Here is a 21,918-nt window from a genome sequence, read left to right as displayed (position 1 = left end):
TTTGCTGCGTCAGAAGTCTTGGTGATCGTAAGAGGGCTGTTCTGTTCGAGACGCTGCGCGACGTCGGATGTTTCCGGTTCAGACCAGCATCCGCCGGGGGTCGGCGATCAGGCCAGCATAATGTGTCATGAAACGTGCCGCGTCGGCGCCGTTGATCACCCGGTGGTCATAGCTGAGGTCAAGCGGCACCATTGGGACAGGGCGCGGCGTATCGCCTTCCCAGACGGTGATCATTTCAGTGCGCGTGATGCCTAGGATGGCAAGTTCGGGCGGGTTTACGATCGGAGTGAACGCTGTGCCGCCGATACCGCCCAAGTTTGTAATTGTCATCGATCCACCGCCCATTTCATCGGGGCTGATTTTGCGGGCATTGGCGCGCGCGGCAAGGTCGGTGATATCCGCCGCAATCTGCCACAAACCCTTGCGGTCGGCGTCACGGATCACCGGCACCATCAACCCATGGGGTGTGTCCACGGCGATGCCGATATGCACGTAATCCTTGAGGATCAGCACCCTCCCATCTGGGTCGAGCGAGGCGTTGAAGCGCGGAAATGCACGCAAAGCTCGTGCCAGCGCGGCGACATGAAACGCCAATGCCGTCAGCTTGACCCCGCGCTGTTGCGCCTCTGATCTCCAGTCGCTGCGCAACGCTTCGATGGCGGTGACGTCGGCGCGGTCGTGGTGCGTGACCTGTGGGATCAGCGCATTGGCAGCCATCAGATTGCCCGACGCGACCTGCGCAAAGCGGCCGACTTGTTCTTGCGTCACGGGGCCAAAGCGGCTGTGGTCGACGTCCCAATAGGACGTATCCCCGGGAGCCACCGTCCGGTCGTCCCCGCCGGTTCTGTCCAGATCTTCTGGCGCGATGGTGGTGCGGCCCAGTTTCTGGGCCAACGCTTCGATATCGACGCCCTTGTCGCGCGCGATGCGGCGTGTGGACGGGCTGGCGATGATGTCTGACATGGTCGTCCCCCTACCAGCTGGCCGAGATGTATTGCGTTTCCATGAATTCCAGCATGCCCTCGTGGCCGCCCTCGCGGCCCAGACCGGACTGTTTGGTGCCACCGAAGGGTGCGGCCGGATCACTGACAAGACCACGGTTCAGGCCGACCATCCCATAATCCAGCCGTTCGCAAACCTGCAACGCACGCTTGAAGTCGCCGGAAAAGACGTAGGCGACCAGCCCATATTCCGTGTCATTGGCGCGGGCGATGGCGTCGTCCTGATCGGTAAAGGTCTGGATCGCCGCAACGGGGCCAAAGATTTCGTCGCGCACGCAGTCAGCGTCAGCGGATACGATCGACAAAACCGTCGGTGGATAGAAATAGCCTTTGCCTGCGGGCACCTCTCCGCCGCAATGAACCTTTGCGCCTTTTTTCACCGCATCGGCGACAAAGGCTGCGACCTTGTCGCGTGTATCGGCGTTCACAAGCGGTCCGACGTCGACAGAGGCGTCGGTGCCGTCACCAACCTTGAGCGCGGACATGGCTTCTGTCAGGCGGCGAATGTATGTGTCGGCAATGTCGGCGTGCACATAGATGCGGTTCGCGGCGGTACAGGCCTCGCCCAGATTGCGCATCTTGGCCAGCATCGTGCCTTCGATGGCGGTGTCCATGTCGGCGTCCTCGAACACGATGACAGGTGCGTTTCCGCCCAATTCCATCGCGGGCTTCAGAACCTGATCGGCGGCGCCTTTCAGCAGCTTGCGGCCCACACCGGTCGACCCTGTGAAACTGACCACGCGCACGCGCGGGTCGTGCATCAGGTGATCGACCAGCGCGCCGGTCTTTTTCGACGGCAGCACGTTGACCAGACCGGGCGGCACACCCGCCTCTTCCAGTAGGGGCATCAGCGCCAGCATCGTCAGTGGCGTTTCTGATGCGGGTTTTATGATAACGCCGCAGCCCGCCGCCAACGCTGGGGCGATCTTGCGGGTGCCCATCGCGGCGGGATAGTTCCAGGGCGTGATCAGCACGGCCAGTCCCGCAGGTTTGTGCTGCACCACGATCCGCGCACCAGATGCAGGGGCGTGGGTGATCAGCCCGTCGGCGCGCACCGCTTCTTCAGCGAACCAGCGAAAGAATTCGGCGGCATAGGTTGCCTCTCCCTTGGCATCGGCGCTCGCCTTGCCGTTTTCCAGCGTAATCAGGTGCGCGAAATGATCCAGCCGTTCGGTCATCAGTTCCCACGCACGGCGCAGGACTTCTGACCGGGCGCGGGGGGTGCGGGCGGCCCAGTCGGCCATCGCACGTTCGGCTGCATCCAGCGCGGCGTCGGCGTCCGCAATATCGGCGGATGCGACAGATGCGATGACCTCCTCTGTCGCGGGGTTGAAAACGTCAAAACGTGTTTCGGTCGCGCGCCATGCGCCGTCGATATAGAGATCGGTATAGTCCATGTCGGTCTCCGTCAGGGTCACAGCAGGTGGCGCAGCGGTTGCTGCACCCGGCCTGCAAAATCGGTCAGAAACTGGATCGCATCCTGCGGGTCCAGATGGGCGGGGCTGCATTCCAGCGTCAACGTCATGGTGTCGCCCTGTCCTGTCAGGGTCAGAACCGGGGTGTCCTCTGCGCCCAGTGCCACAAAGGACAGGGGCGATCCGCGCAGGTCACGCAGTGTCAGCGCCGGGGTATCTTCGGTCGGGGCTGTTCCGGCCAGACGCCGGTCGGCGGGCAGGACATATGTTGTGGTGCGACCAAAATAGCTGACAGCAACGGGACCGGGGGCAGGCAGTGACGCCGCCGCGAGGCCCGCAAGAATGGCGGTCGCATCCGCGCTGCCGTTGCCGCTGGCCCAAGCGGTGAAATCTGCCAGCGCTTCGCCCGCGACCTCTGCGACAAGCCGAAGTGCCGCTGTGGCCCCGGTGGTTGCTGCGGTTTGGGATGCGGGGTCTGGCAACGCCTTGAGCGCATCCAGATCGTTGCAGTGAAAAGGTTGCGGATGACCGGCGTCGACCAGCCGTTGCAGATCAAGGCCCTGTTCGATAGCCAGTCTTCGCATCTTGGGCGAGGCAAGGATGCGCCCCCCCGATTGACCAGCCTGAGACGTCGCCCGTTCGGGTGCTGGTGCGGGTTTTGGCGGTTTAGGATCGGATGTTGGCTGCGCGGGTGTATCGTCCGCCTTGGCGCTTTTTGGTGCGGATGCAGCGGCGGCGTCCGCGACCGACCGTGCGATTGGCGTGGCGGGTTTTTCGTCACTGATGATCGCGACGGTCTGGCCCACGGGCACGTCATCGCCAGCGGCGGCCAGCGTCGCCGCCAGATAACCGGCTTTGTCTGCCTCGACGTCCATGGTGGCTTTGTCGGTTTCAACCTCGAACAGAATGTCGCCCACGGCGACAGCGTCGCCGGGCGATTTGTGCCAGCCGACCAGCATGCCAGTGTCCTGTGCCATGCCAAGCTGGGGCATTGTGACGGGTTTTCCGTCTGGCAGGGCGTCGGCGGTATCGTCCGTTTCGGGTGGGGCGGAGGCGGCGGCCGGGGCCGGTGCGTCGGCACTGTCAGAGATACGCGCAATGACGGCCCCCACAGGCACATCGTCACCTTCTGACGCCGACAGATGGGTCAGAAAACCGTCGGCTTGGGCTTCGACCTCCATCGTGGCCTTGTCGGTTTCGACCTCGAATAGGGCGTCGCCCTTTTTCACCGCGTCCCCCTCGGCCTTGATCCAGGTCACGAGCTTGCCCGCGTCCTGTGCCATGCCAAGCTGTGGCATTGTTACGTCATGCGGCATGGATCATGTCCCCGGCGCAAAGTTTGCGCGCCATGTCTGCGACCGCTTCGGGTGTGGGCACGGTCAGGTCTTCCAGCGCGGGGCTGAAAGGGATCGGCACGTCCATCGCCCCCATGCGCACCACGGGTGCGTCAAGGTAGTAGAATGCCTTTTCGTTCAGGCGAGAGGCAATTTCCGATGTCACACCGTAGCTTTGATGCCCTTCGTCGATGACGATGGCGCGGCTGGTTTTCTTGACGCTTGCGATCAGTGTCGCCTCGTCCAGCGGGACGATGGTGCGCGGATCGATCACTTCACATTCGATGCCTTCCTTGGCCAGCGTTGCGGCGGCTTTTTCCGCGACCTGTACCATTGATGACGTGGCAATCAGCGTGATGTCGGACCCTTCGCGTTTGACGTTCGCGACGCCAAAGGGGATCAGGTATTCCTCTTCCGGCACGGGTGCCTTGTCCTGATACATCAACTTGTCTTCGAAGATGACGACAGGGTTGTTGTCGCGGATCGCCGTTTTCAGCAGTCCCTTTGCCTCGTATGCGGACGACGGCATCGCGACCTTGACGCCGGGAATATGCGCCACCAGGGCCTGAAGCGATTGGCTGTGCTGTGCAGCGGACCGACGGGTGGCACCCATGTTGGTGCGCAGGACCAGCGGCACGTTCAGTTTGCCGCCGGACATATAATGGATTTTGGCCGCCTGATTGCAAAGCTGGTCCATGATCAAAAAGATGAAGTCGCCGAACATCAGGTCGACGATGGGACGTGCGCCGGTCATCGCGGCCCCGACGGCCAGACCCATAAAGCCGGGTTCCGATATGGGCGTGTCGATAACACGCGCGGTGCCGAATTCTTCGACCAGACCGGACAGCACCTTGAACGGTGTGCCCGCTTCGGCAACGTCCTCGCCCAAGATAAAGGTTGTGGGGTCGCGGCGCATTTCCTCGGCCAGGGCTTCGTTGACGGCCTGGGACAGTGTGATCTCTCTCATGGTGGCTCTCCTCAGTCCGCGTAAACGTGCATGTTGACCTCTGATCCGTCGGGATAGGCGGCCTGTTCGGCGTAGGCGACGGCCTCGCTTGCGTCTTTTGCAATTTCGGCGTTCATCGCTTCCAGTTCGTCTTCGGTGGCGATGCCCTGTTCGACCAGATAGCCACGAAAGCGCACGATCGGGTCGCGATCCTCTTTCCAGGACTTTTCTTCGTCCTTGGTCCGGTAATATTCGCGGTTGATGTCGCCGACGTGGTGGCCGTGGTAGCGATATGTTTCCAATTCGATAAAGAACGGGCCTTCGCCCTTGCGGCAGCGGGCGACCAGTTTTTGCGTCAATTCGTTTACGGCCAGCACATCCTGACCGTCGACCTTGAACGCCTCGATCCCAAAGGCTTCGGCGCGTGCCGTGATAGAGCCAGCGGCGATTTCTTCTGTCTTCGTATATTCGGAATAGCCGTTGTTTTCGCAGGCATAGATGACGGGCAGGTTCCAAAGTGCGGCCATGTTCATGACCTCGTACAGCAGACCCTGCGCCGTAGCGCCGTCACCGAAAAAACAGACGGTGACGTCGTCCTGTCCCAGCAACTTGGCCCGCAGCGCCGATCCCGTGGCGATCCCCATTGATCCGCCCACGATGGCATTGGCCCCAAGGTTGCCGTGGCTTTGATCGGCAATGTGCATCGACCCGCCCTTGCCGCGACAGTAGCCTTCTTCCTTGCCCAGCAGTTCGCAGAACATTTCCTTGAAATTCGCGCCTTTGGCGACGCAATGCCCGTGCCCGCGGTGGGTGGACGTAATGCGGTCGTCGTCGGTCAGCGCTTCACAAATACCCACGGCGACAGCTTCTTCACCGGAATACATATGCGTCAGGCCCGGCATCTTGGCGTTCAGATAAAGCTGGTTTGCGTTATCCTCGAAGGTGCGGATGCGCACCATTTGGCGGTACATGCGCAGATAGTCTTCGGTATTGGTCTTGGCCTTGGCCATGGGAAATCCTCCGGGGGGGCGGGACAGATCCCACCCTGCGGGGTGTCGCAGGGTGGGAGGCTGCACGCGTCAGTAACGGTTCGCGATGGGCAGTTCTTCGGCGGGGAACAGGCTGATGACCTCACACCCGTTTTCGGTCACGACGACCTCTTCCTCGATCCGGGCGGCGGAATAGCCGTCAGTGGCGGGGCAATAGGTTTCCAGCGCGAAAACCATACCCGTCTGGATTTCCATCGGGTGATCCATGCTGACCGCGCGGCTGATGATCGGCCGTTCATGCAGCGCCAGACCCAGACCGTGCCCGAATTGCAGACCAAAGGCCTGATCCTCGTTTTCAAAGCCAAGGCTTTGCGCGGTCGGCCAGACCTCTGCCACCTTGTCGGTGCTGACACCAGGTTTGATCATCGCGATCGACGCGTCGATCCATTCGCGCGCTTTGACATAGGCGTCATTCTGCGACGGCGTCGCGCGGCCCACGTTAAAGGTCCGGTAATAGCAGGTGCGATATCCCTGATAGGATTGCAGGATGTCAAAGAAAGCCTGATCACCGGGCCGGATCAAACGGTCGGTGAAATTGTGCGGATGCGGGTTGCAGCGTTCGCCGGAAATGGCGTTGATCGCCTCGACGTCATCCGACCCCATTTCGTACAACATCTTGTTGGACATCGCGACGATATCATTTTCGCGCACGCCGGGTTTCAGTTCTTCGTAGATCATGTGGTAGACGCCATCGACCATTGCCGCCGCCTGCGTCAAAAGCTGGATTTCGTCCCAGTTCTTGATTTCGCGGGCAGACAGCATGATCTGCTGGCCATCGACGATGTTCAGACCTTCTTCCTTCAGTGCGTGGAACATCGCGGTTTCCGCGTAATCCACACCCACCGGCATATCGCCCATGCCCGCATCGCGGATCAGTCCGGCGATCTGCTTGGCATATTTCTGCATCAGACCGAATTCAGGCGGGATCGTCCCGCGCATGCCGACGACGCCAGCAAGGCAGTGGTCAGGTTCCAGCCAGTCGGAATGGCGTTTGTGGTGCATCGCCGCCGAACCAAAGTCCCAGACATACGGGCTTTCATCGCCGGTCAGCAGGCAGAAGCGGCACATCTTGTCCCGTTCCCATTCACCGATTTTGGTCGCGCTGACGTAACGGATGTTGTTCACGTCAAACAGCAACAACGTGCCCGCGCCAGACGCTTTCAGCGCCTGTTCCGTGCGCGCCAGACGATAGCGGCGCAGGCGGTCGTGATCGATCCGGCGTTCGAAATCGACGGACATATGACCCCATGCCGGGATTTTTTCCCGCCATTCCCAGTTTGGTTCCAGATCCTGTGGGGTCAAAAGGTTCGGCATCAATGCGCGTGACATAGGTCTCTCCTTCGGGCGGAAACGGCCCGGTCAGTGTTTGTGAAAAAGGGTGTGGTTGGTTACTGGATGCACCAGCCGCCATCGATGTGGATCATCTGACCGGTCATGTAATCGCTGTCATTGCTGACAAGGAACGACGCGGTGCCGGTGATGTCGTCGGGGTAAGACACGCGCTTGATCTGAAGCGCGTCGCGGACGATGTCCTCGTAGGCCTGACCCTCTTTTTGCTTGAAGCCGATATCGACCAGATCCTTGTCCAACTGTTCCCACAGCGGGGTGACCACGACGCCGGGCGCATAACCGTTGACGGTAATGTTGTGTTCGGACAGTCCCAGTGCGCCGCAATGGGTCAGCGCCAGCACGCCGTATTTCGAGGTGCAGTAGACGGTCACGTCCAAAAGCGGCTTGCGGGACGCGATGGAACCGACATTGATGATCTTGTAGGGGTGTTTGTCCATCGGTCCCTGGGCAATCATCTGGCGGGCGGTTTCCTGCATGCCCAGCCACATCGCCTTTGTGTTGACAGTCATGATCATGTCCCAGTTGTCTTCATCGATATCCATGAAGAAACGGGGTTTGTTCAGGCCCGCGTTGAACAGGCCGACGTTGATGGACCCGAATGCCTCGACCGTGGCAGCGACGGCGGCGGCGTTGTCTTCGCGCTTTGTCACATCCATCCGGATCGCCACGGCCTTGCCGTTGCCGGCGGCGTTGATCTTGTCGGCCATATCCTGTGCGGCATCACCGTCCAGATCGCCAATGCAGACGTTCGCACCCTGTGCGGCAAAGGCTTCGGCGTTCGCCGCACCCATGCCGCGCGCGGCGCCGGTGATCAGGATATTCTTACCTTCTAGGCGTTTGGGGTCCATGATTTCCTCCCTCAAGTGACCGATTGTCGTAGTAGCTGTTCTGCCTGCGCCTGCGCGCGGGCAAGCGCCTGCCGGGGCGTGACGATCCCGCGCAGCATGTCATGCAGTTCTGTGCCGCAGACGCTGATGATGTCTGAAATCTGCGGAATTGGCGGGCGCGGCCAGAATTGAAGCTCGTCCCGCCAGGACATCTGGTCGACCAGTTCAAAGATCGGCGATAGGCGGCGGACGTCCGGGTCCGATCCGACCGAATAACGCGGTGCTGTGCGGCTGCCTTCAAGCGCGTAAAGCTTTTGTGCGGCGGGCGAGGTAAAGGCGACCAGCGCCTCGACCGTGTCGGGGATCCGGTCATCGGGCAGGTTGGCCGGAATGCACAGGACATACCCGCCGACAGGCGCGATGGGGGCGGCGTTCGGCCCGTGTGGATGCGGCACATAGCCTGTATTGCCATGGGCCGGGCAGGTATCGTCCAGTTCGAAATACGGGGCCAGAAGGGTATAGCCATAGGCCATCGCCACGCGACCGGCCGCATAGGGGCGGACCCGTTCGTACCACGACATCGACAGGATATCGGGCGGGGAATAATCCAGCAGCTCCATCAGGTATTCCGCAGCGGCAAGCGCGCGGTCACTGTCCAGCATCGGGCGTAAATCGTCGCGATCCAGATGATCGGCGTCATAGCCACCCGCGATGGCGCCCATGTCGATGACCGGCTGTCCGAAATCGGCACAGGTCATCATGAACGTATGTCCCAGTGCGGTGCCGCGCGCGCCGTTCCAAGCCACACCGTAGCGACCGTGTTGCGGTTCGTGAAACTGACGTGCTGCGGCGATGACATCGTCGGTCGTCTTGGGGGCCTGCAGTCCAGCCCGAGAGAACCAGTCCCGCCGATAGAACATCAGTTCCGGTGTCGTTTGGCTGGGAACGCCATAAGGCACACCTTCCCAATGGGCCGCGCGCCATCCGGCGGTGTGGAAATCGCTGGGGTCCAGCCGGTTGATGTCCATGACATCGTGCAGGGGACGGATGACGCCCTTTTTGACGAATTCCCCAACCCACGGCAAATCGACCGCGATCAGGTCATAGCGGCTTTTGGCGCGGTCGGCGTTGCGCAGGCTTTCTTCGCGCAGACGGTCGATGGAAAATGCGCGCTGAACGATGTCCGTGCCGATCATCTGTTCAAACTGACGTTTGAGGTTTTCCATGACCATGAACGTCGGATCGCCATGCACCAGAATACGCAGGCCGCCCGGCAATTTCAGCGCTTGGCGCAAGGCACGGGGCGGGGGGATCGTTGCCTGACCCGGCTGATAGGACTCGCCGAAGTAGTAATCGGTGCTGGCTGCACTCGTCTGGCCATAGCGTTCGCGTGCGATCCGGTCGATCCGACTGCTGAGCTGATGAAACAGCGACAGCAGTTTTGGGCTGGGATGCAGTGAAAACGTTTTGCCGGTCTTGGTCCGGGCACGCTGTTCGATCAGGCCCGCGTCGGTGATTTCCGCAAGCTTGCGCGTGCTGGTGGCGTAGGGAACACCTGAACTCGCGACCATCGACGACGGCGACACCACCCGACCCTCGAAATGAGAGTCGAGAAGGTGCAGCAGCATGTTCATATAGGGGTTCGGGGCGCCCGGTTCGATCGCACTGTCCAGCTCTGTCAGCAGCTCCTGCAGAAACCCGACGATTTGCGGCATATCCAGACCAGCGGACGCGGCGGATGAATCCGCCGTGTGATGTCCGTTATGGATATTTTCTGCCGACTGATAATGCATGGCACCGGATTTATGTTGATCAGGGGTGGGGATGGCTGGTTTCTTCATGGCGTGCCTCTAAATTGTTCGATTTGATATCCAGTGAGTATTCCAAAAAAGATCAAAATGGATATAATTTAATCCAATCCGGACAAGATGGGCGGGGATTCGTTGCGGTAAGTCAGGCTTTGTAGACGTCAGATTGCAGGGGCCAGACGGCTTCGGGCCAGGAGGTTGGCCGCGATCGACATTTTTGACTGGGAGGAATTACGATGAAGACAACTTCTATCGCACTTGCATGCACGACGGCGCTGATCGGCTCTGCCGCCTTTGCAGAAGCACATGGCCCGATGACCATCGGCATCACGCAAAACAACGTGGGCGTCGACAGCTATCAGACCACCTATGAACAGGCGTTCATCGCCGCTGCCGAAGCCAACGAAAACGTCGACGTCGTCGTGCTGGATGCCGGCGGCGATGTTGCCCGGCAAATCGCGCAGGTCGAAGACCTGATCCAGCAAAGCGTCGATGCCATCATCATCTGGCCGACCAACGGTGAAGCCGTCATTCCCGCTGTCCGCAAGGCCAGCCAGGCTGACATCCCGGTTGTCGTCACCAACTCGAACATCGCCGAGGCCGGTTTTGATTTCGTGGCTTCCTTTTCAGGCCCGGACAACATCACGCAGGGCGCACGGTCGGCAGAGATCATGTGTGACCGTTTCACCGCACTGGGTATGCAGGACGAAGCGCGGGTCGTCCAGATTTCGGGCCAGCCCGGCTACACCACCGCAATCGAACGCGCACAGGGCTTTGAAGAGCGTCTGCCAGAGGTCTGCCCGAACGTTACGCTGGTCGAAACCCAGCCCGGCGACTGGAACCGTGAAAAGTCCCAGCAGGTCATGGAAGCGTTCCTGGTCAAGTATGACGACATCGACGGCGTCTATGCCGGTGACGACAACATGGGTGTGGGCGCATTGAACGCGGCCCGTGCCGCTGACCGTGCGGGCGACATCGTTTTCGTCGGGGCCACCAACTTTGCGGTGGGCTACGAAGCGATGGAAGCTGGCGATTACTGGGGATCGATCTACCAGTCCCCGGTTGATGACGCAGAGGCCGCGTTGCAGACCGCTATCGACGTGCTGAACGGCGAAGAGGTGCCGTTCCTGAACTACTTCGACACACCGAAGATCACGCAGGACAACATGGGCGACTATACCAAGCCTGTTTTCTGATCCTCCCCGATGATGCGGGTCGGCGTTCGCGTCGGCCCGCATCACGGATCTTACACGTGTATTCTGATTAATAGAGGGGTTCCGTAATGGCCCGTGTTTACGGACGGTCCTGCATTGTGACCGGCGCCGCCCAAGGGATCGGCCGCGCCATCGGAGAAGCCTTGCTCGACGAAGGCGCCAATGTCTGTTTCGCAGACATCAACGCCAAAAAGCTGGCCGAAGTCGTCGAAGCGAACGCAGAACGCGCGGCAAACGCCGGTGGACTGGTAATGAGCGCCCCGGTCAACGTCACCGACCGCGATCAGGTCCGGGAAATGATTGCAAGAACAGTCGAACGGTTCGGGCGCCTTGACGTGAAATTCAATAACGCGGGTGTCAACAAACCGATGAATTTCCTCGACGTGACAGAGGAAAACTGGAATTTCATTATGGGGATCAATGGTCTGGGCTGCATGATCGGCATGCAGGAAGCTGCCCGGCAAATGATCTCTCAGGGTCGCGATGCGGACGGCATGGCGGGTAAGATCGTCAATACCGCATCAATCGCCAGCCGACAGGGGTTCGACAATGTCGCGCCCTATTGCGCCAGTAAATTCGCGGTTGTGGCGCTGACGCAATCGGGTGCGCGCGATCTGGGCAAGCACGGGATCACCGTCACCGGGTTCGCCCCCGGTGTGGTTGCGACAGAGATGTGGGAGCAGGTCGATCAGGACCTGATGGACATCGGTGCCGCCAACCGCCCCGGACAGGCGATGGAGGAGTTTTCGTCGCAAATCCTGAAGGGCCGCGTGGCCAAGCCTGCGGACGTGACAGGAACGACGACCTTTCTGGCGTCACGCGACAGCGATTACATGACCGGGCAGATCGTGATGATCGACGGTGGAATGACCTTGGTTTGACACCGGTCGCGGACCGGACACGACAGCCAGACGGGAGGGATGAATGGCAGAAATATCCAAAGCGGGACTAAGCGGATTTCTGGCCCGTCAGGGCATCATCGTGGCTTTCGCGGTCTTTATGATCGTCTTTGCGATCGCGAACCCGCGGTTCATCGACATTGACAATATCTCTGGCGTCATCCGGTCCAGCGCGATCCTTGGGGTCATGGCATTGGGTGTGACGTTTGTGGTCATCGGCGGCAATCTGGACCTGTCTGTTGGGTCGATGATGTCGTTTTCGACCATCGTCGTGCTGGACCTGCACGACAAGATCGGACCGGCGCTCGCCATTCCTGCGATGTTCGGCATGACCTTGTGCCTTGGTGCGTTCATCGGGTTTCTGGTGGGGTATCTCAAACTGAATTCGCTGATCGTCACGCTGGGGATGTTGTCCGCGATCCATGGGCTGACCCTGACCTATTCCGGCGGGCAGAACATGGATATCGCCGACAAGCGCGGCACATGGTTCAATGTGTTCGGGCAGGGCGATATCATTGGCATTCCGATACCGATCCTGATGTTTGCGCTACTGGCAGCGGGACTAGGTGTCGTGCTGTCGCGCACAGCGTTCGGGCGCAAGGTCTATGCCGTTGGCGGCAACGGCACGGCAGCGGTGTTTTCGGGAATCCCCCGCGCACGGATCGTATTCCTGACCTATCTGATGTCATCGTTCTGCGTCGCCATGGCGGGCCTGATGCAGGCCAGCCGTAGCCTGGGCAGCCAAAACACCGTCGGTCAAGGGCTCGAACTAGAGGTCTTGGCGGCTGTCATCCTTGGCGGCGCGTCCTTGCTTGGCGGGTCGGGCACCATTTTCAAGACCGTGATCGGCGTCCTGATCCTTGGATTTATCCAGAACGGACTTTTGCTGATGGGGCTGGCCTTCTACGCGCAATACGTCGTGACGTGGGTTATCATCATTCTGGCTGTCTGGCTGGACATCGCGGCCAAGCGCGGTCGCCTTCTGTCACCGATCGCCTGAGGGGAAACGGGATGAGTAATATAAACCGGACTGACCTGATCAAGCAGGGCGCGATCTGGGCCTTCATCGCGGTCGAACTGGCGTTCTTTTCAATCGCCGGGAAATTCCTGTCGGTGACGGACGCGACGTTTATGGACCCTGAAAACATGCTGCTGCTGCTCAAGCAATCGGCGCCCATCGGGATCATCGCGCTGGGCATGACGATTGTCATGATCAACGGCAATATCGACCTGAGCGTTGGGGCCATCTTTGCAATGTCGGCGGTCATCTTGCTGGACAGCATGGGATGGGCGTGGATGCAATCGCTGGGCGTTTGGTCAATCCCTATCTCTTGGGGGTTGGCGTTGCTGACCGGCGTCGTGCTGGGGGCGATCAATGGGCTTATCGTTTGGAAAACCGGTGTCGACGCCTTTATTGTCACGCTGGGGTCGATGCTGGGCTACCGTGGTCTTGTCTTTATGTACAACGGTGAACAGCCGACCAGTCACCTGAACTGGACACTTGTCGATTTCGCAGAGGCCCGGTTTCTTGGACTGCATACGGCGACGTGGTTCTTGCTTGTGGTGGCGCTGATCCTGTGGCTGGTCATGACCCGTACCGTGCATGGCCGCAACGCCTATGCCATCGGCAATAACCGCGAGGCGGCGGTGAACGCGGGTATCCGCGTCGGCCCGCATTTTCTGTGGAATTTCATGCTGATCGGCTTCCTGTCTGCGCTGTCCGCCGTGGTGTTCTATTCCGAAAGCGGGTCGGTGAATCCCAACGACGGGATGCTGTACGAACTTTGGGCGATTACCGCTGTCGTGCTGGGCGGGACCAAACTGACAGGGGGATATGGGTCCATCATATCGACCCTTGGCGGCGTCATCGCAATCCAACTGCTGCGCAAGGGATTGGGTCACATCGGTTCCGACACCGAAACGGTGAACCTTGTTATCGGTCTGATCCTGATCGCCGTGTTGTTTCTGGACCGTCAGCTGAATCGCAAGGGCAAAGAGGAGTTGCGGGTATGACCGATCAATCCCCCATTCTGCGGCTGGAAAATATCGTCAAGGCGTTCCCCGGTGTCCGGGCGCTGGACGGTGTATCGCTTGATCTGCGCCCCGGAGAGGTCCACGCCCTGATGGGCGAAAACGGTGCAGGCAAATCCACCCTGATGAAAGTGCTGGGCGGGCTGCATCAGCCGAACGAAGGCAAGATCTATATCGGCGAAAAGCAGGTCGTCATGGACCGCCCGCAGACTGCCAAGCAAAATGGTGTGGTTTTTATCCATCAGGAACTGAGCCTTGCGGATGAATTGAGCGTGGCCGAAAATATCTTTTTGGGGGAACTGCCGCGTAAAAGCCTTGGCCGTGTTGACTGGGAAAAGCTTTATACCGACACGGACGCCATCCTCGACCGCCTGAACGTCGGGTTCAACGCCCGCACCCGTGTCGGTGACCTGTCCATCGCCAATCAGCAAATGGTCGAAATTGCCCGTGCGCTGACCGTTGATCCGCGCGCCGTTATCTTTGACGAACCGACAGCGTCGCTGACGGATTCCGAAAAGGTCGTACTGTTCGATGTGATCGCCGATCTGCAATCGCGCGGCGTCGGTGTGATTTACATTTCCCACCGGATGGAAGAGATTTTCAAGATCACCGACCGGATCAGCGTCCTGCGCGATGGCAGTTATCGCGGTACGCTCAACACCGCCGAGACGAACGAAGAAGACGTGACCCAGTTGATGATCGGCCGCAAACTGGATCTGAGCCGGAACAAGGTCCAACACGAGATGGGCGACGTCGCATTGGAAGTCCGCAACCTGAGTTGCGGTAAACTGTTCCATGACGTCAGTTTCACCGTCCGCAAAGGAGAAGTCGTCGGCTTTTACGGGCTTGTTGGCGCGGGCCGCACGGAAATCGCCGAAACGATCTTTGGCCTACGCGAGCCGTCTGCAGGCAAGATTCTGCTGGACGGCCAAGAGGTCACGATCAATTCCCCGCAGGACGCGATCGCACGGGGCATCAGTCTGGTGCCAGAGGATCGCAAGGGGCAGGGGTTGGTGCTGGGCATGAACTGCCGGGACAACATGACCCTGCCGCAGATCGGAGAGCTGACCAGCGGACCGTTCACCAGCGATAAGGCAGAGGTCGCCATTTTCGATAAATATCATGATGCGCTGGATATCCGCACACCGGGTTGGCGGCAGACGGTGGGCAACCTGTCCGGCGGCAACCAGCAAAAGATCGTCATCGGAAAATGGCTGTCGATGCATCCCAAGGTGCTGATCGTCGATGAACCGACACGCGGCATCGACGTGGGATCAAAATCTGAAATTCACAATCTGATCCGTGATCTGGCGGCGCAGGGCTATGCAGTCATTGTGGTCAGTTCCGAAATGCCAGAGGTGCTGCACGTGTCGGACCGGATCGTGGCAATGTTTTCGGGCCGTGTGATGCGGGAATTCACGACCGAAGAAGTGACGGAAAACAATCTTGTACAGGCCATATCGGGGCTTAGCGAAGACCGGGTGGCGTAATGCGGGTCGGCGTTGTTGGACTGGGGCGGATGGGGACACCCATGGCCGTCAATCTGGCAAAGGCCGGGCATGACGTAACGGTCTGGAACCGGTCACCGCAAAAGTCGCATGCGCTGTCGGACCGGATCGGCGTGCGTGTGGCTGACACGCCAAAGGCGCTTGCCGAAGTGTCGCAGGTTGTCGTCACGATGTTGGCCGACGATACCGCGTCGGACACCGTGCACAGGGGCGACGCGGGGCTGTTTGCGGCGACCGGGCACCGCACGCTGATCGAAATGGGCACCATGTCGCCGGATCATATCGCAGCACTTGTGCGGGCGGCACCGGTTGGCACGACCGTGATCGACATACCGGTTTCCGGCGCGACGCAGGCGGCTACCGACGCGCAGTTGTTGCTGATGGCGGGATGCACACCAGAGGAGGCGGCACCGCTGCACCCGGTTCTGGACGCGCTGGGGCGCAAGACGATTTGTCTGGGTGCGCGTGGTGCAGGGTCCGTCATGAAACTGGCGGTCAACGCATTGATCCACGGGCTCAACCAGACGCTGGCAGAAGCGATGACACTGGCAGAGGCGGCGGGCATCGCACCTGACGCGGCCCTTGATGTGATCGAGAACAGCGCCGCTGCCGCCCCGATGATTTCCTATCGCCGTCCGCTGTATCTTGACGAGGCGTCACACGACGTGACCTTTACCGTGGCGCTGGCCCGCAAGGATATGCAGGCAACAGCCGCACTGGCCGACATGCTTGGCACCGCGATACCGCAGGGCCGCGTCACGCTGGACATACTGCTGGCCGCCGAACGCGATGGTTATGGTGCACGCGACATGGCGGCAATTCTGAATTTTATGCGAAAAGGTGCTGTATGAAAGCTGCATTGTTTGTCGGTGGCTGGGAAGGCCACACGCCCACCGCCTTTGCCGACTGGTATGAAACACTGTTGAAAAGCAACGGATTTACTGTCGATGTCTACGACACACTCGAACCGTTGGAACGGCCTGCCGACCTGGCAGATGTGGACCTGATCACCCCGATCTGGTCCTCTGCCAGGTCCGGACATCAGGCGGAATTCGGCAACATGACCAAACTGCAAGAGGACGGCTTGCTGAAGCTAATCGGCGACGGCTGCGGCCTTGCGGGGTGGCACGGTCACATGGGCGACGCGTTCCGCGATCGGCCAACCTATCACTTTTTGATCGGCGGCCAGTTCGTGGCCCACCCGCCCGGCTGGCCGGACAACCTGCAACCGGCAGAGGATTACATCGACTACGACGTGACGATCTGCCAGCCCGATCATCCGCTGGTCAATGGCATTCGCAGTTTCCGCATCCGTTCGGAACAATATTACATGCTGACCGACCCGTCCAACAACGTGCTGGCCACAACGACATTTTCTGGCGATCATCTGTGGTGGATAGAGGGCACCGTGATCCCCGTCACCTGGACCCGCCGCTGGGACAAGGGCCGTGTTTTCTATTGTTCGATCGGTCATGAATTGGACGATCTGAAGGTGCCGCAAGTCACCGAAATGATCCGGCGCGGCGCAATCTGGGCGGCCCGGGAACGGACTGACATCCACTGAGGCGGCGGCGCTTTACGGCGTCGCTGCTGTTTCTGCACGAATTGGTCATAGGGACGCCGCCAACGGTCGTGCCGAAACCAAAAAGTATGTTGCGCAAGCGGACGCAGCCCGGGGCCACGGTCCCTATACGTCACCCCAGACGGGGGCGGCAGTTTCGGCGCGCTCAGCCCTAGAAAATAGCATGATTCCGTAACCGTCCGGGATACCCCAGTCGCCGGTCAAAATCTGTTCAAGTGGTGATTATCCCGATGACATATCAGCTACCAGATCTTGAGGTGGCCTGACGGGTGCCTGATCCGGCACAGGAGGTCTCTGGAACTTGTCCGCCGTAGTGAGAGGTGTCTCTGCCGTCATTTTGTGGAGGGCTTCGCGATAGTAGGGATTGGACACGATCGCTGCACGGTTCGAGGCCACCCGGCCCTTGGTCTTGAGGCGCTCCAGATGTCGGTGAACCATCAACTGGGGGCTATGCGTTCGTGTCGCGCATTATACCTTGGGCTCGATTGTGCCATGCCACATCCGCGCAAAAATGCGGTTGACGCGGCAAAATCCTGCTTCTGGAACGTTTGTAATAATCGCCTCTTGCGGACACATTGGCGGGCAGGGTGTTCGTGTCGCTGTCCGGGCAAAAGCCTGTTGATCAGGCTGGAGAGTGAACGGTCGACCGCCCGTGGCATCACGTCCCGACGGGGAAGGGTCACCTTGGATCTCTTTTTCGCACTCGTTTCAGTCGATGGCAGCAAAGCCGGTGATAAGCTGGTTTAACCCAACGGCCGCACCGACAAAAATTGCTGCGAATGCCACCGGGGCGCTGAAAGCCAGCAGCGAAAACGCAGAAATACCCTGTCCCACACTGCATCCGACCGCAAGGACGGCACCTGGCCCCATTAACGCCGCGCCGAATATCTGGCGGCGCAGTTCCCGCGGATCGTCGCAGGCTTCCCAGCGAAAATGTCCTTTGGAGAAACTGCCTAGACAGGCGCCCAGCAGGACGCCGATGACGGAACCGACGCTGAACGACAATGCGGTCCCCGATGCGGTCATGCCCCATAGCAGCGTATCACCGATCGGGGCGGCAAAGGTATGCGTCTGAAGCGCGGTCGGCGCGAAGCCCGTGCGCGCAATCCACGCGGTGCCCACCCAGCCAGACACGATCGCCACGCCGACGACGACACCCCAGATCACATGCGAGGGGGACCGCAGCATCGTGCGGCTGGCGAGGGATGCGGCCAGTATGACCGCCCCGAACACAAAGCCCGATGTGGCAAGACCGATCCCATAGGGTTCCAAAATCTGGCCGATACCTTGCGGTGACGTACCGGCAGGGTTGACCGGGAACAGCCATAGACGGGTGGTCGCAAGCGGCCCGGACATGACGAAATAGGCCGACAGCCCCATGACGACGACGATAACAAAGGACCGCATGTCACCACCGCCGAGCCGGGCCAATGCCCCGTAGCCACAGTTGCCGCTGAGTGCCATGCCATAGCCAAACAATAACCCGCCCAGGATCGTGGCAACTGGGTTCCAGGCCTGTCCAAGGTAAGCCGTGTCCGAACCGATGAGACTGCCGTTTGCCATCGCCAGATGCGCACCAATGATGGCGGTACCGATCGCCAGGCCCCACATCCGCAAGCGGCGGTCGTCGGATGAATACAGATAGTCCTCGATCGCGCCCAGTGTGCAGAACCGACCAATTCTGGCCGCAAGGCCAAGCATCAGTCCACCCAGCAAACCGACGATTGCGGCTGCGTTCGCCTCTCCGAGTGTGTCTATCATGATATCCCCCCGGTCCCCCCGATCAGGTGCGATTATTCATCGTTGCAAAACAGGTCATAGACGACTTCCATGATTTGCTTTGGCCGGTCGTCCGTCAGGCTATAGTAGATCGTCTTGCCGTCGCGTCGCGGTTGCACCAGACCTTCCATACGCAGGCGGCCCAGTTGCTGTGACACTGCGGCCTGACGTGCAGACAGCAGATCCTCTAGTTCGGTCACCGACTTTTCGCCGGTGGCAAGGTGGCACAGGATCATCATGCGCCCTTCGTGGGCGATGGATTTCAAAAAGGTGCAAGCCCGTTCGGCATTGCGCACCATTCGGTCCATGTCTTCGTTTGTCGTCGTCTCGTCAAAGACCGGAAGCGCGCTTCGGGCAGTCACATGTCGTCCTCGGGATGGAGGGGGATGTTCGCGTTGCTCAACATCTTTCCGAGCAACCCCCAAAAAAAGTCTTCTCCAGGATACCCTTCCAGTCGATCAATTTCTACCCCGTCCTGCACGAGCACGAATGTCGGTGTGAATATGACGCGCGACACCAAGTCCGCTGGCGGTTCGTCGTCGTGAATGTCGTAGCGCATCAGTGGGGCTGCGCGACCTTCGGGTGTTTTTGGGTAGATATTGGCGATGTCGGCGTTCCAGCGGGCGCAGTAAATGCAGCCACGTTCTTCGGCCATGACCAGACCCACCTCTGCCCACAAGATAGTAGGGAGCAGACACAGCGCGGCGGTCAGGAACGGCAAGCGCATTGGGAACTCCGATTGACGCAGGGTGAGGCATAAACATAATCTTATTCCTGAATGTGACAAGCAGAGTGGTGCCAAGCGTGTTTGACGTGACCTTTCTGGGCGCACTGCTGGCGGGACTATTATCATTCCTGTCGCCCTGCATCCTGCCGATCGTACCATTTTACCTGAGTTATCTGGCTGGCGTCGGTATGAATCAGATCAATGCGGATGCACCGGTCACCCCTGCCGTGCGGCGCCGTGCGGTGATATCGGCCTGTTGTTTCGCGCTGGGTGTCATTACCGTTTTCATGGGACTTGGGGCCAGCGCCACGCTGTTTGGTCAACTGGTCAGGGAATGGTTTGATGTGCTGCGCTGGGTCGCTGCCGCTCTCATCATCGCCATGGGCTTTCACTTTGTAGGGGTGATCCGCATCCCGATTCTGTATCGTCAGTTGCGCGCCGATGTGGGCCAGTCGCGGGCCGCGACGTTTGCCGGGGCATATGTGATCGGGTTGGCGTTTGCGTTTGGCTGGACGCCCTGCGTGGGACCTGTGCTGACGGCGATCCTGTTCACGGCAGCTGGGCAGGAAACGGTCTGGAACGGTGTCTGGCTCTTGTTCGTCTATGGCGCAGGGATGACATTGCCGTTCGTCGCTGCCGCTTTTTTCATCGGCCCGTTCATGCGGTTCGTGTCACGTTTCCGGCGTCACCTTGGCGTTATGGAAAAGGTCATGGGCGTGCTCTTGATCATATTCGGACTGCTGATCGCCACCAATTCCGTCAACGCCATCGCCCAATGGATGCTGGAGCACGTGCCCTGGTTTCAGACGGTGGGTTAACCAAAGGAGACAATCATGCGACGTATTCTTACGCTTTTGGTGGCACTGATCGCCACTGCCGCGCCAGTCCTGGCCGAGGTCGGCGATGATGGTCTGCACGATGCGCCATTCCTGCGCATGACCTTCAAGGATCTGGCCGAAGATTTCGCAGAAGCGCGCGCCGACGGTCGCAACCTTATCGTGCTCATCGAGCAGCGTGGCTGCATCTACTGTAAGCGGATGCACGAGCAGGTGTTCACCGACCCAAAGGTGAATGCGATTCTGATGGACGACTACTTTGCCGTTCAAATCGACATGTTCGGTGCGACCGAAGTGACCGATTTCGATGGTGTGACCAGAACCGCAGCTGACATGGTTAGGGAATGGGGATATCGATTTACGCCCACAATCATGGTGTTTGCAGGCGCAGAAACGCCAGCCGTGCCAGCACCACTGGCCGCTTTGACGGTCATACCCGGGGCACTTGAAGTCGACGATATGCTTGGCCTGCTGGTGTGGGCGCAAAGTGATGCCGCGATGGAGGGCGTCAGCCTTCGTGATTTTAATGCGGCTCGCCTTGCGAACTGAAATGCTGCGCTGCAACGTAATCAATAATATGAATATGTAGTTGCGATCTGCGACCTTTGTGCGCTACGGTATGCACAAGGGAGCAGGCGGCGTTGGGAGGTGCCATGAGTTATTCAACCGAATTTGCGGCTGTGATTGCGGGATGTCTTGCGACAGGCGCTTGGGCCGAAACTGTTGCGCCGACCGCCGTTGCCTATGGCGAATACGGCGAGGTCGAGATGTCCTTGACCGGCGCGCCAGGGGACAATGCGAACGGCATGGTCGTGATGACAAACAGGGGCAAGGGCAATTGTATCGCCTGCCATCAGGTCACCGCGCTGGAAGAATTTCCATTCCACGGCGAGGTCGGCCCGTCGCTGGACGGTGTTGCGGACCGCTGGACGGAAAGCGATCTGCGCGGGATCGTCGCCAACGCGAAAATGGCCTTTCCGGGCACGATGATGCCGGCATTCTACAAGACTGAAGGCTACATTCGTCCGGGCGATGATTACACCGGCAAGGCGGCCCAAGAACCGCTGGCCCCGATCCTGACCGCGCAAGAGGTCGAGGACGTCGTGGCCTATCTGATGACACTGAACGAATCCAACTGAACGCGGCCCATAGCCAGTCCGCGAGGGAGAGAGACATGAAACTGACGAGACGAGCCACTATCTTGGCCGCCATGGGTACCGCATTCGTGGCGGTCCTGCCGATGCGTGCCACCGCAGCCGCCGACGCGGCGATTGCGGACTTTACCGGCGGTGCTGCGCCGGGTGCCAATGGCATCACGCTGACTGCCCCGGAAATCGCCGAAAACGGCAACACCGTCCCGATCGAGGTATCGGCGCCGGGTGCGACGGAAATTCGTGTCTATGCGGCCGGTAACCCGACGCCTGATGTCGCAACCTTTTTGTTCGGTCCGCTCGCCGCGGCCCAGATGGCATCTACCCGGATTCGTCTGGCGGGCACGCAGCATGTGGTCGCCGTGGCAAAAATGGCCGACGGCAGCTTTGCCGAAGTGCGTCAGGAAGTGAAAGTCACCATCGGCGGCTGCGGCGGCTGAGGCAGGGATAGAGGAAGAGAA

General features: G+C 59.9%; 22 protein-coding genes. 11 read left to right on the top strand and 11 right to left on the bottom strand.

The features are described 5' to 3' along the window. Positions 1-78 precede the first annotated feature (78 nt). From GZH79_RS06825 to GZH79_RS06790, 8 genes are all read right to left on the bottom strand, one after another. Positions 79-963, bottom strand: coding sequence for a 2-oxo acid dehydrogenase subunit E2 (locus GZH79_RS06825; protein ID WP_211643039.1), 885 nt, complete (start codon positions 961-963; stop codon positions 79-81). A 10-nt stretch (positions 964-973) separates the two neighbouring features. Continuing rightward, entirely contained in the window at positions 974-2,398 is a 1,425-nt protein-coding gene (locus tag GZH79_RS06820; protein WP_211643038.1) for an NAD-dependent succinate-semialdehyde dehydrogenase, read from the bottom strand. A gap of 17 nt (positions 2,399-2,415) precedes the next feature. Next, on the bottom strand, positions 2,416-3,732 hold the full coding sequence (locus GZH79_RS06815; RefSeq protein ID WP_211643037.1) for a biotin/lipoyl-containing protein: 1,317 nt from the start codon (positions 3,730-3,732) through the stop codon (positions 2,416-2,418). Continuing rightward, complete coding sequence (locus GZH79_RS06810) at positions 3,722-4,717, bottom strand: alpha-ketoacid dehydrogenase subunit beta (protein ID WP_211643036.1); 996 nt, start codon at positions 4,715-4,717, stop codon at positions 3,722-3,724. Before GZH79_RS06810 ends, GZH79_RS06815 begins: the two co-directional genes overlap by 11 nt. Before the next feature lie 11 nt (positions 4,718-4,728). Further along, entirely contained in the window at positions 4,729-5,706 is a 978-nt protein-coding gene (locus GZH79_RS06805) for a thiamine pyrophosphate-dependent dehydrogenase E1 component subunit alpha (RefSeq protein ID WP_211643035.1), read from the bottom strand. A 69-nt stretch (positions 5,707-5,775) separates the two neighbouring features. Beyond that, complete coding sequence (locus GZH79_RS06800; protein WP_211643034.1) at positions 5,776-7,074, bottom strand: Xaa-Pro peptidase family protein; 1,299 nt, start codon at positions 7,072-7,074, stop codon at positions 5,776-5,778. 59 nt (positions 7,075-7,133) lie between these two features. Continuing rightward, the gene (locus GZH79_RS06795; RefSeq protein WP_211643033.1) at positions 7,134-7,943 is read right to left on the bottom strand and encodes an SDR family oxidoreductase; all 810 of its coding nucleotides are present in this window, start codon (positions 7,941-7,943) and stop codon (positions 7,134-7,136) included. An 11-nt stretch (positions 7,944-7,954) separates the two neighbouring features. Further along, entirely contained in the window at positions 7,955-9,637 is a 1,683-nt protein-coding gene (locus GZH79_RS06790; RefSeq protein WP_249219025.1) for an extracellular solute-binding protein, read from the bottom strand. Between the two features lie 329 nt (positions 9,638-9,966). On the opposite strand from GZH79_RS06790, the gene GZH79_RS06785 reads away from it, so the two are divergent. The 7 genes from GZH79_RS06785 to GZH79_RS06755 all read left to right on the top strand — a co-directional run bounded on the left by GZH79_RS06785 (position 9,967) and on the right by GZH79_RS06755 (position 16,946). Next, positions 9,967-10,926 carry a sugar ABC transporter substrate-binding protein gene (locus GZH79_RS06785; RefSeq protein ID WP_211643032.1) on the top strand — a complete coding sequence of 320 codons (960 nt, stop codon included), beginning with the start codon at positions 9,967-9,969 and terminating at the stop codon, positions 10,924-10,926. A gap of 86 nt (positions 10,927-11,012) precedes the next feature. Further along, the gene (locus GZH79_RS06780) at positions 11,013-11,825 is read left to right on the top strand and encodes an SDR family oxidoreductase (protein ID WP_211643031.1); all 813 of its coding nucleotides are present in this window, start codon (positions 11,013-11,015) and stop codon (positions 11,823-11,825) included. Between the two features lie 43 nt (positions 11,826-11,868). Further along, positions 11,869-12,843 (top strand): ABC transporter permease, encoded by a 975-nt coding sequence (locus GZH79_RS06775; protein ID WP_211643030.1) that lies wholly within the window; start codon positions 11,869-11,871, stop codon positions 12,841-12,843. 11 nt (positions 12,844-12,854) lie between these two features. Further along, the gene (locus GZH79_RS06770) at positions 12,855-13,856 is read left to right on the top strand and encodes an ABC transporter permease (protein WP_211643029.1); all 1,002 of its coding nucleotides are present in this window, start codon (positions 12,855-12,857) and stop codon (positions 13,854-13,856) included. Continuing rightward, positions 13,853-15,364 carry a sugar ABC transporter ATP-binding protein gene (locus GZH79_RS06765; RefSeq protein WP_211643028.1) on the top strand — a complete coding sequence of 504 codons (1,512 nt, stop codon included), beginning with the start codon at positions 13,853-13,855 and terminating at the stop codon, positions 15,362-15,364. Before GZH79_RS06770 ends, GZH79_RS06765 begins: the two co-directional genes overlap by 4 nt. Then, positions 15,364-16,233 carry an NAD(P)-dependent oxidoreductase gene (locus GZH79_RS06760; protein WP_211643027.1) on the top strand — a complete coding sequence of 290 codons (870 nt, stop codon included), beginning with the start codon at positions 15,364-15,366 and terminating at the stop codon, positions 16,231-16,233. Before GZH79_RS06765 ends, GZH79_RS06760 begins: the two co-directional genes overlap by 1 nt. Next, a complete protein-coding gene (locus GZH79_RS06755; RefSeq protein ID WP_211643026.1) occupies positions 16,230-16,946 on the top strand; it encodes a ThuA domain-containing protein in 717 nt (238 codons plus the stop codon). The genes GZH79_RS06760 and GZH79_RS06755 overlap by 4 nt, the downstream gene beginning before the upstream one ends. A 726-nt stretch (positions 16,947-17,672) precedes the next feature. On the opposite strand, the gene GZH79_RS06750 is transcribed toward GZH79_RS06755, so the two are convergent. From GZH79_RS06750 to GZH79_RS06740, 3 genes are read right to left on the bottom strand one after another with little or no spacing between them, the layout of a single operon-like run. Then, entirely contained in the window at positions 17,673-18,725 is a 1,053-nt protein-coding gene (locus GZH79_RS06750; RefSeq protein ID WP_211643025.1) for a YeeE/YedE family protein, read from the bottom strand. 32 nt (positions 18,726-18,757) lie between these two features. Next, positions 18,758-19,051, bottom strand: coding sequence for a metalloregulator ArsR/SmtB family transcription factor (locus GZH79_RS06745; protein ID WP_211643056.1), 294 nt, complete (start codon positions 19,049-19,051; stop codon positions 18,758-18,760). Between the two features lie 50 nt (positions 19,052-19,101). Further along, positions 19,102-19,470: a hypothetical protein gene (locus GZH79_RS06740; protein ID WP_211643024.1), complete on the bottom strand. Its 369-nt coding sequence runs from the start codon at positions 19,468-19,470 to the stop codon at positions 19,102-19,104. Positions 19,471-19,547: 77 nt separating this feature from the next. Here GZH79_RS06740 and GZH79_RS06735 point away from each other — a divergent pair, with 77 nt between their 5' ends. The 4 genes from GZH79_RS06735 (at position 19,548) to soxY (ending at position 21,897) form a co-directional block, all read left to right on the top strand. Further along, on the top strand, positions 19,548-20,288 hold the full coding sequence (locus GZH79_RS06735) for a cytochrome c biogenesis protein CcdA (protein WP_211643023.1): 741 nt from the start codon (positions 19,548-19,550) through the stop codon (positions 20,286-20,288). Between the two features lie 15 nt (positions 20,289-20,303). Further along, entirely contained in the window at positions 20,304-20,855 is a 552-nt protein-coding gene (locus GZH79_RS06730) for a thioredoxin family protein (RefSeq protein ID WP_211643022.1), read from the top strand. A 104-nt stretch (positions 20,856-20,959) separates the two neighbouring features. Next, on the top strand, positions 20,960-21,445 hold the full coding sequence (gene soxX / locus GZH79_RS06725; RefSeq protein WP_211643021.1) for a sulfur oxidation c-type cytochrome SoxX: 486 nt from the start codon (positions 20,960-20,962) through the stop codon (positions 21,443-21,445). A 35-nt stretch (positions 21,446-21,480) separates the two neighbouring features. After that, positions 21,481-21,897 (top strand): thiosulfate oxidation carrier protein SoxY, encoded by a 417-nt coding sequence (gene soxY / locus GZH79_RS06720; RefSeq protein WP_211643020.1) that lies wholly within the window; start codon positions 21,481-21,483, stop codon positions 21,895-21,897. The last annotated feature ends 21 nt before the right edge of the window (positions 21,898-21,918 follow it).

Origin of the sequence: Loktanella sp. SALINAS62 (genome assembly GCF_018263905.1) — a bacterium.
Lineage (GTDB): Bacteria > Pseudomonadota > Alphaproteobacteria > Rhodobacterales > Rhodobacteraceae > Loktanella.
The sequence above is the reverse complement of the archived record's forward strand: the minus strand, read 5'-3'. Positions and strand labels throughout refer to the sequence as shown.